Source organism: Streptomyces sp. NPDC090119, assembly GCF_044747085.1.
Taxonomy (GTDB): domain Bacteria; phylum Actinomycetota; class Actinomycetes; order Streptomycetales; family Streptomycetaceae; genus Streptomyces.
Map to the genome: position 1 here is coordinate 346,250 of NZ_JBIVDK010000004.1, position 15,302 is coordinate 361,551.

Below are 15,302 nucleotides of genomic sequence, written 5' to 3' on the forward strand. Positions count from 1 at the left end.
GGGGTTGTCCTACCGGAGGTTGGTGGACACGAACGTCTCGAACCATGACCGTAGCGTTCGGTTGTCGTTCCTCGCATAGTGCCGCGTCTGACCTCACTGTAGGAGCGGCTTCCGGCCGCACCAAACGGGACGCCTTCCGGAATGGTCATAGCTGCTCCGGACGGAGGTTCCTCTCTACAGGGCATCGCCGCAGGCGCACGATAGCCCACCGAGCCTGGGAACTGGCTTAGCGCAATCTCGCACCTGCTCGCTTACGTCGCGGTACTGGCCGTCTCGGTTCAGGACTTGAGGATATTCGCAGGTCTTGGCGTTTGCCTGCAGGCTGAAGGCTCTCTCTCGAAGGGGGCCGGTGGCCCTGCCGGGGCAGCGCTGCTGCCCGGATCGACTTCGCCGACCCTGATGACCTCGTCAAGTTGACGAGTGACCTGCACCCCCTCTTCGACTGGGGACCGTCCGTTCGAACAGCAGCGACAGGTCCGCGCCAGAGGCAACCTACTCGTCGACGGGAGGAGGATCTGTCTCGTCGGCAGGAGCCCAACGCTTCGGCCAGAGCGCTGAACGGTGACGAGCGCGAGTTGCTGCGTCTGATCGCCCAGTTTCCGGAGCCGGTGGCTGCATCCACGTTCTTCAACACGATCAATCCGCCGGACTTCGAGCGAAGCGCCACGGAGGAAGACCCGCGCCGGGTGGCCTGGCACGAGAAGCAGTTCGATCTCTACCAGGCGGTGCTCGACTTGCACGACGGGGGTCTGATCCGGATCGTGCACCCGGCGAACGGAGCGCGGCCGGACCTTATGGAGGCAACCGCAGCCGGCTACGATGCGCTCGCTTGACAGTCAGGTTCAGCATGACCGTTGCCGAGAAGGCAAGAGAGTCCGAAGGCACATTCCCGCCCGCTGGCATCTGCCGACGATACAAGTCCTCTGGTGCAGCTTCGCCAAGCGCTCAGACCATCCGGAAGTCGCCCAACAGCGGACTGCTTCCGCCTGCGTAGAGATCACGTGCCCATCATGTACTGGCCCCGCGTCAGCTTCGGACCCTTTCGACAGCCCGGGTCACGGTGGAGCAATCCACGCCATAGAGCCGGGCCAGAACCGAGTGCGGCAGGTCGTGGCGCAAGTGGTCAGTGTGGCCACCAGCAGGTCCACGAATACCAGCTGGTGCCGGGCGTCAGCACCCGGCGCACGCTTCTGCTTGCCGCCTCTGGCCCGGAACCGAGGTCCCTCGACACCAGCCACAGGCCCCGGCCAACTCCGCTACCAGCGATGCAAGATGATCCCGAGAGATACCCGTGAACAACGGATGCGTGAGTACCAAACGGTCAGTCGTACCCCTCATCGACATACCATGCCCACCCGCTATTACGCACCAACTCGTTACCAGCCACGGACGCGTGCGTCGCGTTCTCTCTCCTCTGCCTCGCGGAGCAACTCCTGCTGTTGTGAGCAGCCGGCTGCGGCTACCGTCCGCAGCGCCGGGACACGATCGGCCAGAGCGGTGAAGTAGTCGATGAGCTCCAGGTTTATGCGTGAGCGGTCACCTGACCAGGAACTGTACGAGGCCGCGGCGGCTGCGATCTGCTGCGCGGACACTCCCCGCTCCAGAAGCAGAGGACCGATTTCTTCCAGGGCTGTGTTGCGCTGCTCCTCCAGGCAGGTGACCAGCCGGCCGGGATCGACGGCGTGCTCGTCGAGCAGTTGTCTGGCCAGCTCGGTGTCCGAATTGATCAGAGGGACCAGAGCGCTGGGGCCGATACGGGGCATACCAATGCACTGGAGAGCCAGACGGAGCCTGTGCGGGCGGGGCGGGAGAGCCAGCAGATCCTCGCTGTCATGGGGGAGAGGGGAGGAATACCAGCCCTGGGCAGCCATGTCCTGCAGCCGGTGACGGAACCACCTTTCGAAGGTGTCGGCGTCGTGCTCGGCCACGTACGCAAGCACGTGGCCCGCTCTCCACTGATTGTGCGAGGTGAGACGGTCGACGAGCAGCCCCTCAAAGGCACTGCTCCATGCTGCCCGCCAGTCCTCAGGAAGGGCGGGCCCATGCGCGGTGCCCACGGCGAAACTGACCGCTGTGCTCGCGGCGACGGCCGGATCCTCATGAACGAGCAGCCGGTGCATGACGTCGTCCGCGTCGCGGCAGAACAGCATATCCAGCCAGGGAACGTCCTCGGCCCGCAGCGAAGCGATCACCGTCTCTCCTGCCCGGTCCACCACGCTGCGCGCAAGGACCGCACTGATGGCGGCGGGCCGACTACGCGTGTCCCCGACGGCGCCCTGCAGCACGGCCGTCGGTATCGCGTCCGGAGCCAGCGTGAGCCACTGTGTCAGGGCGGCGCCCTGCAGCATGCGGCACTCCGAAGCGGATGCCGCCTGGTACCAGGCAGCCGGATCCGTCATCAGCTCGCCCGTGCGGACAGCGGTCAGATGGCCGGCACCCTCACCCACCAGGCTTGCCTGCTCGATCAGTTCATTGAAACGGGCCACTCCCGCGTCAGGGCCCAGGGCTGCCAGTTTCCCGGCCAGCGCGGTCGTTCGGGAGTGGACCTGCTCGGTGGCGGTCTCGACGTCAGAGACGAAGTCGGCGTTTCCCCATTCGCAGAAGGACTGCAGATCGGGATTGACGTCAAAGACGGGCAGCTCGTACCCGGCTTCACGGGCACGGTCGCGGATGCTGGCGAGCCCGCGATGTGCACGCAGCGCCGTACCTGCGCTGCGCTGCAGCAGCGGATACAGCGTGTCCAGGATGCGACGGCCGCCCTCGGCACCGTACTGCGTCTGCTCCGCCGAGACGGCCTCCTGAGAGGAGACGCCCAGCCCGAGACGGACCCAGCCCAGCGCCATCTCCAGCAGCGCGATCAGCGCGTGTGGTGGGCAGAGCACCCTGTTCTCAAGGCCCTCATCACTGGTCAGAAGCGGGACCACCTGTTCCCACAGGACGATCAACCCGGCGAGATTGTCCGCCGCATCGATCCCGCGAGCGACGGTGTACGTGTCGTGCGTCCCGGGCTCGGGCCAGTTCCCCGACACCTCGACACTGAAGATGCCCGCCAGAGCCTCGCCAGCCACACACCACTGCTCTTCGCTGCTGCAGTGGTCGCGAATCCAGGCGAGTACGGCCCGCAGAAGACGCGTGCGGATTTCCAGGGACGTGCCGAAGTCAGGATCGATGACACAGGCCAAGTCGCTGAGCACGCGCAGCGGATGTAGTGGTGTGGAGTGACGGCGACGGTTGTCACCCACGGCCATGGCCAGCAGTCCCGCGATTGCTGCGGGCAGCAAAAACTGGCGCGCGCTCTGAACCAGTTGGTTGACCGCTGCATCGCCGAGGAAGCCTGCCTCCATCCCGACTGCCCCGTCCGGCTCGTGAAGAGCGGCCAGGACGGACAGGGCGGCGTTTGTTGCGAACTCGGCTGCGGATACATCCAGATTCGCATACTTCGCGACTACGGCGAACCTGCCGGTGTCCCAGGCACTGGCTGTCGGCAGCTTCCTAACCCATCGCTCAGCCTCCTCGCGCGCCTGACGAGAGGAGGGTGCAGCCGCCGCCGCCACCATTACCGCAGCCGCCAAATCCAGCTCATGATCAGGAAAAGCGGTCACCAGAGTTGCCCACGGCCGGCGAGTCGGGGCAGTGAAGAACCAGCGGGCCACCAGTGCCGGGCGCAGGGCGGGCTGCAAGTGCCACACACCGGCGCGGTACTCCACCAGCCCGTTGTGTGCAAGATCCTCCACCATGCCCGACAGCTCGGCCGGAGCCACTCCGACCACAGGCGCGAGGGCATACAGCGTCTCAGGCGATGCTCCGCCCAGAGCGGCCACGCAGGCCAGCGCGTCCAGCACCGTGCGCGAGGCAGTCGCCTCGCGCAAGTACCTCTCGACGTGCGCCACATGGGCCTTGCCACTGAAAACGTCTTGGCCCGCACCGCCAGCCAGCGACTCGCACAATGCCAGCGCCCAGCCCGGCCGACCGTCTGCCTGATTGAGTACCGCGGCCCGGGACCGGTACCCGGTGACACCTGCGGACTCCACCAGCTCGTTCATCTGAGGCCGCTCCAGTAGGCCCACCTCGATGACAGTGGCCCCGGGGAGCCACTCCTGCACCCTCTCAAGCCGGTCCGGCCAAGTCGTGGTCACCACGGAGAACGACAGACCCGTCTGACGGCGCGCATGTCGGAGAGCACTTACCGCATCAGCATGGGCATGGGCGTCGTCGACGACCACTGCGTGCGGTTTCGTCAGCAGCAGGTCGTCGTGGAGGTGGTCCAGAGCAGAGGGCTGAAGGTAGACCGCCCGCGTGCCCAGCTGACCGGTCAACCGCGTCTTGCCCACCCCTGGAACGCCGACGAGCACCACGTCCTGGCTGGCGTCGACCGCACCGGACAGGGCCTGTGTTTCGTCGGCCCTGCCAACCAGCGAGGGGAGAGACGCCACGCTCGGTGGGGTCAGCGGCTCATCGAGTAGCGCTCCGAGCCGGCCCTCAATGTCCAGCAGACTCCTGCGCCAGGCCGCATCCTGCACCAGCTCAGGAACGAACCACTCCTGGCCGTAGACGTGGGGAGGGGGCAGGTCTCGGTCCGAGCACAGCTTGTCGAGAGCCCTGCGGGTACGGCCGTTGACCGGCTTAGAACAGGCCACCACCACAAGGTCGACACGCAGTCCCTCCACCTGCATCCGATGCAGGCCGTTGCGCACGTTGGCCACAGGATCGCCCGTCGTGACCATGAGACGTCCCCGCGCATCCAGGGTGTCGCCGTCGAAGGGGAAGTAAATATCTGCGTCACGGCCGAAGTCATGGCCTTCCTCGACCGCCGACAGCCCTGGGTATCGAGACTTCAGCAGGGCACAGGCGCACTGCTCAAACTTTCCCGGATGCACAGCTTCACCGAGAGCCTGCCGTACACGTGCTGGAAGATTCACAAATCCATATTCTAGGCATAGTGGACTCTCCGGGACGCCCGCAGCCAGGCCGACTCCAGAAGCAGCACTCAGACTCGTTAGAGCGTCAGCGCTGACGGGCGTGGCTCCTACATCTCGCCTAAGAACGAACGAAGTTGGACCGCCGGTTCCTTTGGATCAGAGCGGGCCGCAGGGTCCCGCCGTCGAGCCGGAGGAGTACGCGCGCGTTGAGCAGGCCGCGCGCCGGCGAGCGGCTTGCGCGGTTAACCCCCGCTCGCGCAGGGACCACATCTTCGTTGCCGTCACAGAGTTCGCTGCGAGCGGCTCACCCCCGCTTGAGTGGGTGGGATGAGTCGACCGGCGTCAACTGGACCAAGGAGTCGGAGTTGTGGTCCCTGCGAGAGTGGGGTGGCCATGCACGCCGCCGAGGTCGTCGAAGACGTGCGAACCTCTGAGGGCGACAGGGCTTGCCTGCGGACCGGCCCCGGGCCGTCAGATTGGGAATGGCGTTTCATGATCCACTATCTGATGCTGTTCGGAGCACGAGACAAGCCCGGTTACTTGAGAGGAGAACCGGACCTGACCTGCTGTTTCTTTTGTCGGCGCGGCGGCATCTGGAGCCGCGACCTCTTCGTCCCGAACAACGAGGCGCCCTACGAGGCCCAGTTCAGGGTCTAGGCTCACAGTTGTCTTAACGGAGTTTCGCGGAGTCGAAGGTCACCAACTTAGACAACTGCGGCGCATGCGCCGAGTGCTTAATGGCACACTCGTTCGGTGCCGTGTCGTACGCGCGGTGCTCCCCGGAGGCGGTCGCTTCTCAGATGTCGAGTAGTTGCCGGAGGGCGTCCGGGCCGAGGCGCTGGTCAGCATCGGCGACAGCCCCGTTGAAGCGGACTCCTTCGGTTCCGAGGATTTCTGCGGGGGTGTCCGTTCGGGTATGGTCCGCCCACTGGAAGCCGTTGCTGACGCGTCCTGCTGCATTCAAGACACGCCAAGGGCTGGGACATTGGCCGCTGGTACTCAGGTGTCTTCCAACCGGAACGGCGTGGCTGCCTATCACTGCTGCCACGTCACCGTAGGTGGTCCATCGTCCGGCAGGGACTGCGCCCAGCAGGGTGTGCAGCTCCGTCCAGTCTTTGCGGGTGCCGTTGAGTTGCTTGGCCAAGCCTGAGAGGTTGAGTCCTGCCAGGGTGGCCCATTCTTCGCTGTCGACATCGCTGGGAACCTGACTGGTGTCGACGTCCCACCATGTTGTGCCCTGTATGCCGTCGGCGGTGCGGCTCGTTGCGCTCGTGAAGATGTGGTTGGCCAGTCCGGTGGGGGAGTAGGACGCGCCGTCGGCATCCCAGACCAGTGGCTGGGCAGTGTTGTTGGTCCAGACTGCGGTTGCTCTGCTGATGTCCTCTTCTACCCACGCGTTGATGGCATTTCGGATGGCTTCCGTTGTGCCATGGCGCGGTGTCATGAGCAGTTTGGTGCCTTCGGGCAGCAGGCCCGCAGCGACGAGTACGTGGACGGCGTTGCGTGAGCGTGCGCGTTCCTGCAGCTTCTTGGCTGCCGCCTCGCCTTCGACTCGGGCAGGTGCGAGCGTGAACTCCTCCACCTCCGGGGTCGGATAAACCTTGGTGAAGCCGGCCACGATGTGCCCTTCCACCTTCCACAACCCCACCTGAATGAGGTCGATGTCGAGGCTCATTTCCGACAGCCAGACCACGGAGTGGGTGACCTGCTTGGGGAAGTCAGCGGCGATGATCACTTGCCGGGGACGCTGGAGCAGCTCCGGACCCCACTCCCCGTCCACATGGTCGAGCAGACGCTGCTTGCACGCATCGATGTCGAGGTTCTTCCCCCTGCGCGACAGGAAGTCGCGGTGCGCCGCGGTGAGGGTGCCGAGGTCGAAACGGGATACCAGGGCGGCGTAGGTGATTGCCTGGAGGTGTACGTCCCGGTCGGCGCGGTACCGCGCTTCAGCTCGACCACGACGAGGCGCCCGGTTGCGTCCAGGCCCAGGATGTCTAGCCGGTCGCGCGCCGGCACGCCGTCCGTGTCGGCCCACCGGTCGTACTCCGCGGTGATGACGAGCACCGACTCCCCGAGCACCTGCGGGTGCGCGATCACCCATTCCTGAAGGTGCTGCCGCTCAAGGAGACTTTCGGCAGCCAGCCCGGTGCGCGAGATCGGTTTGGCCGTCTCACCTGTGACGGTGAAGAGATGATCCACGGTGCCCTCCTTCTGAACCTACGCGGGCGGGTTCGCCTCTCGATAACTCTCTTGTCGGTCACAGATCGGCTCTCGGTACCGTCTGCAACCTGAGTCTCGGCTCCCAAGCTTGCCCCGGAAGCTACTGAGGGCCGCCCAAGAATGAGGGCTGCTGCGACCGCCATTGCGGTGCCACACCTCACCTCTTCCAAGGCGCTCCTGGCCAGGCGTGCAGCTCGATTCGCGAACGCGCAGGTCTGAAGCCCTCAGATGCCGCAAGATTCGGTCCTAGAGTTCGCTCGAGTTGAGGCTTCGGCGGCGGACACGGAAGGTGTACGTGGTGCCGTTTGCGTCCTGGCCAGCCGCCCGCTCTGGCAGGGAACTGGTGTACCGCTGCTACTCAAGACCGTAGGCCTGGACGGTGGAGCCGACGGCGAGAGGCAAGCCGGTGACCGCGACCGGCCGGGCCCAGGTGCCAACCCCTGACCGGCGGCGACTGCGGAAGTCCTGATTGGGTCAGCCAAGGTTGAATCGGAGCCTCATCTGGGTGCTGACCAGTTCGTAGCCGGCGAGGTCGGGGGCGCTGAATGGGTTGGGCAGGACGGTGATGTTGCGGCGGTCGCGGTCCATGACATCAGAGACGTACACGAGGAAGTACGTCTCGCCCTCGGCCAGCCGGGAGGCGCGTCGTACCTCCGACTCGCCCAGGATGATCTCTCCGCTGTTGCCCACGGACGACTTGACCTCGTAGAGGTAGGTCGCCTCGCCGTCGTGGATGAGGAAGTCGTAGCCGAGCCGGTCGTCCCCCGGCCGGGCACCAGCGAGTCCATGCACGCGCAGGCTCGACTTCCACGAGTTCTGCGGTTCGACGCCGAACTGCTCGTGCAGCCACGTGGCCACCGCCGCCTCCCCCGCGAGGCCCACCGGCACGGTGCGGTCCTGGTCGTTGCCCACCGCCTGGTAGGAGCCGCCCTGTGATCCGGTGGCGGGCTGTGACAGGGTCCGCGGCCGGGGAATGCGCGGTGCGAGTGCCGTGACGGTCGTGGCCGGGGTGGCGCGCTGTTCCGGCGTCAGGTCCGCGGCCACCTCACGGGCCAGCGCCGCCAGGTCGTCGGGGCCTGCCGGGACGAGCCTGCCGTTCAGGACCACTTGGGGGCCCGGCAGGGGCGCTCCGGATCGGCCGGTGCTCGCGGTCGCGCCGCTGTTCCCGGCTGGCGTCGACGTGGTTGCGGACAGTCCGAGCTGAGACGGCCGGTCCGACAGCGGCATACCCGCCGGCCAGTGGCTGTGGTCGTTGAGCCAGGTGATCAACGCCTTCTTGGACAGGACCTCGAAGTCCAGCAGCCCTTGGTCGTCCAGCGCTCGCAGTACCTCCTGCGGGGACGGAGGCACCACGGTGCGGCTTGTCCGGTGCAGACGCTGCCAGTCCTCGATCAGCTTCCGTAGGCGCGGCAGATGCTGGTGGACTGCGGCGGCGGATGACTCGCGGACCTCGGTGAGCGGCCTCAGCGCGCGGGACGTCGACGGTTGCGCGGGGAGCGATCGGTCCAGCCAGGTGTCCCCATGAGCCTGGAGGAGTTGATCGGACAGGTCCCAGAGTGTCGTGTGCCAGGCCGGGGCCGGCGCGAGCAAGGGCAGACCACGCAACCGCACGTAGGCGGTCAGGGACCTGCCGGCGCGGTAGTCGTCGGCGTGGGCGTCCCTGACTCGCTCGGCGAGTACGGGACGGTTCCGCTGGAGCCAGGCCGCGAACTGCCGTTCGTGCCGGTCGGTGTTGTCGATCTGCGGCAGACCCAGTGCCTGCCAGGCGCGGTTGGCCTCGGCCAGGGTTACGGACAGGGCCCTTAGCTGCCGTTCGGGATCATCGTCGTCCAGGAGCCTCATGAGCCGTTCCGCGTCCGATGCACCGATCCGGGAAGCAAGCCAGGTCAGGAGGGCAGCACGGTCGGGAAAGTCCTCGATGCGTTGCTGAAGTTCCTCCGCGAGGTCGAGGTCGAGGCAGCCGAGCAGCGGCACGAGCCGCGGACTGCCGGAGCGCTGCGAGGCCCGCTCGGCAAGGACAGCGCGCAGCTGGTGCTGCCGCAAGTCCAGGACGTCCGCGAGATCTTCCTCGGAAACGTCGTCCGTCTTCAGACCCCGCTCCTCCAGCCGGGTCAGTGCCTTCCACAGGATGTGCTCGAGGTGGGGAGTACGGATGAGAGCGGCGAGGGCGGGTGCGGCGGAGCGGAGTATCCGCCAGCCGGTGCGTAGCCCGCTGTGCACGACGACGACACAGGGGCGGTCGGGGTCGGGGTGGAGCAGGGCGCGCTCCGTCCCGTTCTCGGTGAGGCGGTGTCCGGCGATCCAGACGACGGCCTCGTCGGCCACGGCCACCTCGCACTGGCGCAGCAGGCTGGTCGCCTCGGCCACGGCCACGAGTTCCGTCCGGGTCGCGCGTTCCTCGTCGAACTCCAGCAGAGCGGCGACCAGGGTGAGCAGCCAGGGGCCCGCGTACTGGGCCAGCGGCAGGCGTATCGCTTCACGGACGGGCAACCCGTCGGCCTGAATGTCGCGTGTGGCGTCGCCGCACCGCTGGACATCGAACGCAGCCTTATTGTCCAGGAAGGCGTGGACCCGGGCTCCAAGCGCCTTGTCCCCGATCGGGATCACGGGCACCGGGACACGGTCCAGGAGGACCCGGTTCTGAGCCCCGTCAGGGTCGGGAGCGAAGACCGTCTCGTCCGTCTGCGCCGGGTCCAGCGATTCGAGGACGCCGGCCCGGTGGACCAGCAGCCGTTGCGGTGGCGTGGCGGGCACGCCGTCGGCGGCGCGTGTGCCGCCCTGAGCGGGCAGCAGCTGGGCCCACGCCTTCTCGTACTCCCGCCTGATTTCGTGCGCGAGCCTGCCTTCGCGCAGGTGAGGGCTGGCCTGCACCAGGTCGGGCAGGTGGCCGAGCCGGTCGAGCGCGGTCCTGGCGTCGTCCCAGGAGCGGATGCCGAGCAGGCCGAGGCGCGCCACGAGCTTGGTGGACCGACTGCTGCGCAAGGCCGCGGGCACCACGCTGAGAAACGGAAGCGGGGACTGCGTCCCCTGCCACCACCAGGCACGGCCTGCGGTCGCGAACACCGTTCCCTCTGATGGGGAGCCTGAGACCGAGGTCTGCGGGATCCACGGCGCGTGGGTGAGGAAGGCGGCCAGCGGGGTGGGCCACGGGGTTCCGGCGGAGTCGGTGTGGCGTACGAAGTGCATCTCCAGCGCGGAGTCGGGCCAGGCGAAGGCGAGGCCGTGCACGATGAGTTCCGCATACAGCCTGCGGTCCTCCTCGCTGAAGGCGGCGTACTTCTCCTGCCCGGGCAGCACGGCTGCGGTATTGGAGCGTGAGTGGTACTCAACGCTCATAAAGCCGACCCGCCTCCGGTTCGGCCAGTGCTCGGCGGCCGTCCGCCACTGTGGCAGCAGATCCTGCTTGCCCGGGGCCCAGAATCGGGCGGGCCGGTTGAGGTCCTCACCTCGCGTTTCGGTACGGAAGTGCTCGTAGCGGGGGCGGAGGCCGTGAGTGACATAGTGCCGTTCGAGGAAGCGCAGCATGACCTCGACGGAGATTGTGCCCCCGCACAGCTCCTCGGGGCGCGGAAGGAGCCATTGCTCGGTCTGGGTGAGTGTGGGCGACAGTTCTCGGACATGCTCCAGGAACCGGGTCAGGGTGTCATCGACCCCAGAGTGCTCTCCCGGCCACCCTGGCCCGAACATGGCAAAGCCCGCGTGCTGCCAGCCGCCCCGCGTCGGGACCTGGAGACCACGCAGCCGCGGAGGCTTGCGACCTTCCTTCTCCAGGGTGTGCGACACCGCGCAGGCGTAGCGGAGGCAGGCCATGCGCACGTTGTTGTCGTCTTCGCCTTCTCCGTCTGCGCTCAGGGCCGCGGCCACGACCTCGAGCACTTGGTCGGCGCTGTAGTCGTGGACGAGGCCGACGGTCTTGAGCCAGGTGCGGCCCTGTGCTCTGCGTTTGCGGCCTTTGCCGGTCCAGTCGATGGCCTCGTGGACGAAGTGCAGCCTGTCCGACAGCCCGGTGGGCAGGGCCGGAAGGGAGGCGCCCCGTGGGGACTCCCGGTCGAAGAAGACTCCTTCCGCGGCGGCTGGTGCCAGCGCCGGCCCGTCCGTGAGGATGATCCGCTTGCCGGTGACGTCCGAGCCGTCAGGGAACTCCTGTGAGAGGTCGTAGTAGAAGTCCGCCCACCATCCGGGGTCGAAGGGGCCGCGGACGGTGGCCTCGGCGAGCCGCTCGGCCCAGGAGGCGAGACGCTCCGTGGGCGGTTCGAGGCGCGTGCCCATACTCCCAGCCAAAGACACCAGCTTCCGTAGCCGAACGGGGTGGAGCTGCGGGTCGAGGAGATCCGCGACCCCCGTGGCGGCGACCGCATGTGGGGTGAAGGCCGTGGCGGGTTCCTTTCCTTCCCACAGCACTGCCCGGTTCAAGGAGGTGCGCGTGCCCGACGCCGCGGCGATCGTCGGGATGAACGGCACCTGGGCGATGTCGCGACCGAGCCGCCGGAAGGCGGACGTGAGCCGGGGCAGTGCCATGGGCGGCTGCCAGCACATCAGGTCGACCAGTGCCCCGGAGGGAATGGGTGCGCGTCCGTCCGTCGTGGCGAGCACCGCGCGGGCACACGTCTCGGCCACGGTGTCGAGCAGCAGGTCGTTCCACGGCACCCACGCGTTGAACGAGCGCCGGTTCAGCTCGGCGAAGAAGGGGGCGTGGACGAAGCCGCGCAGAGGAGCCGCAATCTGCTCGCCCATCGGCAGGAAGGTGTACAGCCGCCCCTTGTCGAGGGGATCGGCGACCGGGACGGCGATGCGCACCTCGGCCTTCTTCTCCCAGGCCATCCAGTCGTGTCGCATCCCGCTTCTCTCGATCGACGCGGTGAGCGCCTCCCGGGCGCGGTCCGGGTCGACCTTTCCGCAGACGACGATCAGTCGCATCCGCCGGCGCAAGGTGACCTGCTGCACCGTCAGGCCACGGGCCCGGTGCAGCACCTGAACCTGACGGTCGTAGGTCCTGCGCCGATTTTCCCCCGCGGCCCGCCACTCCAGCTGGACGCGTTCCAGGCGGTCGAGGAATAGCTCGAACGGGGCACTGTCGTCCATGAGCTCCCGCACCTGCGCAGCTGCTGCCGAGCAGGCTTCGGCGGACTTCAGCGGCAGCCGGACGACGGTCACGAAGCCCCGGCGCGTGAAGCTGTGGACGGTCTTCGGCGCTTCCTCCAGGAAGACCGGAATCTTCAGCGTGTGCAGGTTCGCCTTCAAGTAGTCGACGAAATCCGCGCGCTCGGGAGCCACCTCGCGGGCGAGCGCGTCGTAGTCGTCGAGCCGGGCGAAGCGGAAGGTGAGCCCGTCGGGGGCCCGGGACCCCTCCCTGCCGACGCTGTAGACCTCAGGGGCGTCGCACAGGTTCAGCACGCTCTTGAACCCGACGCCCTTGTGGCCGATCCCCGCGTCGGCACGCTTGGGAGACAAGGCGATGCTGCACAGGCCCTTGAAGTTCTTGCTGCTGAACGGCTTGCCCCGATTGGCCACATAGAGGGTGCCGTACTCACCCTCGTCCTCGTCCAGCCGGATCTCAACACGTCCGTCGGCGGCACCGGCCAGGTGCGCGTCATGTGCGTTCTGCAACAACTCGATGAGTGCCCGACCCTGGTACTCGGGCACGATGAGCGTATCGATCACGGCCTTGGCCTCGCCAGCCGCGTCACGGTCGTCGTCCCAGTCCCGCAGACAGCCACGCACCTCGACCAGCGCCTTCTCGTGCACGCGCCTGCGCACGGCCGCCGACCGGCGCTGCCGCACACGCTCCATCGACGCTCGTCGGTCCCCCGCTGCCATACCGCTACGCCCCCACTCCTATGCCCGTCTGCCACAACTGCACGAGCAGCCTCTCAAACTGGGTGCGCGCGGGGGCGGGAAAGCGGAGAATCCGGGCCCATGACCACGGAACAGGCCCTTCGGCGCTTCGGCCCCCAGTTCGTCGCCGAACAGCGCCACCGCTACGGCAAGCGTCCGCCGGAGAACCGGATGCTCTCCTACGAACTGGCGGTGCTGGACGAGTACGAGCCCTGGCGGATCTGGCTGGACGAACAGCTCGCTCTCCTGCCGGAGGCCGCTGCGGAGACCTTCGCCGCGAACCTGTGGCGCGACCAGAACTTCTGGCCCGACGTCATCGAACTCGCCGCAGGCGCGGCGCTGCGGCGGCAAGGCTTCAGCGTGGAGTTCGAGCGCCGGTGGGGGAAGCTGACACCTGACTGGACCGTCGTCGGTGAAGACGGCGCGCCGGTCGCACTGGTCGAGGTCCTCACCCACAGCCCGCAGCAGGGAACGTTCGCGAAGATGAAGGCGTGGCACGCCCTGGTCGAGCGTCTCAAGCAGGTACCGGTCCCCGTCGTCCTCACCGTGGCTGGCGACCCCACGCGCCCACTCGCCGCCCCTGATGCCCGCACCGCGAAGAGGATCGCTCAGGACCTGCGCCGAGCACTGCTCTCCCCTCTGCACCAGAGCGTCTTCAGGAGCCAGGGCTACACCTTCCTGCTCCAGGCCGACCCACGTACGGGCCAGAGCATGCGGCCTCCCGGAATGAGCACGATCCTCATCCCCCCGAGCGGCATAGCCGGTGTCGTCTCCGCCCGCTCGGTCACCGCCGGAATCGAGAAGAAGGTCAACAAGTACCGGACGCTCGCGAAGGAAGCCGGACTACCGCTGATCGTGGCGGCCGGCGCCCATAAGTTCACCGGCGTCCACGTCCAGCATCTCGATGACCTGCTCAATGGCTCCCCCACGCTGAGCGTCCAGTTCAACTTCGGCGACCCGTTCATCCACCACCCCGTCGATGTCGACCTGTCCAACCCGCCGCGCTGGACCATGCCCCCCGAGCTGGCCGGCGTGCTATGGGTCAGCAACGACTACCCCTTCACTACCACCTGTCGCCCCAACCCCACCGCGGCGGCTCCCGCACCGCCCGCGTTCCTGGGCAAGGGATGATGATGACGGAAGACGAGAGATCGACAGCTTCGACGGACAAGCGGCGTGGCCTCTCCACGACAGCCGCCGCGCTCCGCCCCCTACCTGGCCTCCCGGTCAATGCGCAACTGTTGACGCTCGTAGTCTGAGCCGATGACTTTCGATGTGCGTCCAATCGCTGCCTTTGACCTCGCCGCCGCGAACACGATCGGTGAAGAGGAACAGTGGGCGTTGGTCGCGGCGCCGAGCGGCGCCGTTCGCCTCGCAGGTGAAGACCGGGACCCGGTCTTCGCGTATCTCTGCACCGCTGGTGACACGGTGCTCGGCTGGGTGTACGGTGCCTCCCGGCCTCCTGAGTTGGGTTACATCGCCGTCGACCGGATCATCGTCGCTCCGCAGCACCGCAAGCGCGGTGTGGCGCGGGCGCTGATGGCCCACGTACTAGCCGCCTTCCCGGACACGAAGGTGCTCATGGCGGCGTGGGAGCCCGACATGGTCGCCTTCTACGCTGCCCTGGGGTTCCACGAAGACGACGACGGCGACATGACCAACCAGCTGTAGCCGTACGGTCGGCTGGCGCGCCGTCACTTCGGGGCACTGCGAAACCGGTAAGTGAGCGCAGATGGGGATGGCGCCGAGAAGCTGGGCCGCGTCCCGTTCCACCGCATGCAGAAGGAGCGCCGGGCGCAGGCAGGCGATGCCGCACCGACCGGCTCTTGGGTAGCGATGAGCGCCTGGGACGGGTGAAGGTCGAGGTGCTCTTCGACAACCCGCGGCAGGTGCGGCTGCCAGACGAGAGCGACGAGATCGTGGGCCGGGCCCTCGCGATGCGATCGCGGCCGAGCCGGTGCAACTGGTCTCGTATCACACGGAGGTGTCGACGCGGCAGAAGTGGGCGAACTTGCCGGTGCTGAAACTGCGGACAGATACGGATACAGGTGCGGGCTCGGAGCCGGAGGAGAGGTGACCCCGCGGACCGGGGTTTAATTCCTTTCGCGTTCGTGCTCGGCGGTGCTCCTGCAGTAGCCGCCCGATCTGCTATCTCAGGCGTTGCCGATCGGGTCGAGCAGTGATCCGCTGCTTGTCTGAAAAACGTCGTGGCTGAGTCTGCCACATTGCCTAACTTGTAGTGCTCATGGACTCTGGAAGGCTTGCCATGGTGGCGGGCGTTTGGGGGATGTGATGGTACGCCCGGCAGTACGCGACGGCAGCGATCCC

General features: G+C 67.2%; 8 protein-coding genes and 1 pseudogene. 4 read left to right on the forward strand and 5 right to left on the reverse strand.

The features are described 5' to 3' along the window. Positions 1-575 precede the first annotated feature (575 nt). Complete coding sequence (locus ACIPPM_RS19370) at positions 576-833, forward strand: hypothetical protein (RefSeq protein WP_401449163.1); 258 nt, start codon at positions 576-578, stop codon at positions 831-833. Positions 834-1,029: 196 nt separating this feature from the next. On the opposite strand, the pseudogene ACIPPM_RS19375 reads toward ACIPPM_RS19370, so the two are convergent. Continuing rightward, positions 1,030-1,338 (reverse strand): annotated as a pseudogene (locus ACIPPM_RS19375) (transposase family protein); the annotation flags it as partial. 38 nt (positions 1,339-1,376) lie between these two features. Beyond that, positions 1,377-4,919 carry a hypothetical protein gene (locus ACIPPM_RS19380; protein ID WP_401449165.1) on the reverse strand — a complete coding sequence of 1,181 codons (3,543 nt, stop codon included), beginning with the start codon at positions 4,917-4,919 and terminating at the stop codon, positions 1,377-1,379. Between the two features lie 393 nt (positions 4,920-5,312). Between ACIPPM_RS19380 and ACIPPM_RS19385 the strand changes: the two genes are divergently transcribed. Beyond that, entirely contained in the window at positions 5,313-5,576 is a 264-nt protein-coding gene (locus tag ACIPPM_RS19385; protein ID WP_401449168.1) for a hypothetical protein, read from the forward strand. Positions 5,577-5,715: 139 nt separating this feature from the next. On the opposite strand, the gene ACIPPM_RS19390 is transcribed toward ACIPPM_RS19385, so the two are convergent. The 3 genes from ACIPPM_RS19390 to ACIPPM_RS19400 form a co-directional block, all read right to left on the reverse strand. Further along, the gene (locus ACIPPM_RS19390) at positions 5,716-6,654 is read right to left on the reverse strand and encodes a hypothetical protein (protein ID WP_401449171.1); all 939 of its coding nucleotides are present in this window, start codon (positions 6,652-6,654) and stop codon (positions 5,716-5,718) included. After that, a complete protein-coding gene (locus tag ACIPPM_RS19395) occupies positions 6,651-7,118 on the reverse strand; it encodes a hypothetical protein (RefSeq protein WP_401449173.1) in 468 nt (155 codons plus the stop codon). The genes ACIPPM_RS19390 and ACIPPM_RS19395 overlap by 4 nt, the downstream gene beginning before the upstream one ends. Before the next feature lie 495 nt (positions 7,119-7,613). Next, complete coding sequence (locus tag ACIPPM_RS19400; protein ID WP_401449175.1) at positions 7,614-12,929, reverse strand: sacsin N-terminal ATP-binding-like domain-containing protein; 5,316 nt, start codon at positions 12,927-12,929, stop codon at positions 7,614-7,616. Between the two features lie 126 nt (positions 12,930-13,055). Here ACIPPM_RS19400 and ACIPPM_RS19405 point away from each other — a divergent pair, with 126 nt between their 5' ends. After that, positions 13,056-14,105 carry a hypothetical protein gene (locus tag ACIPPM_RS19405; RefSeq protein WP_401103255.1) on the forward strand — a complete coding sequence of 350 codons (1,050 nt, stop codon included), beginning with the start codon at positions 13,056-13,058 and terminating at the stop codon, positions 14,103-14,105. Positions 14,106-14,237: 132 nt separating this feature from the next. Beyond that, positions 14,238-14,645 carry a GNAT family N-acetyltransferase gene (locus ACIPPM_RS19410; protein ID WP_401449177.1) on the forward strand — a complete coding sequence of 136 codons (408 nt, stop codon included), beginning with the start codon at positions 14,238-14,240 and terminating at the stop codon, positions 14,643-14,645. Positions 14,646-15,302 lie beyond the last annotated feature (657 nt).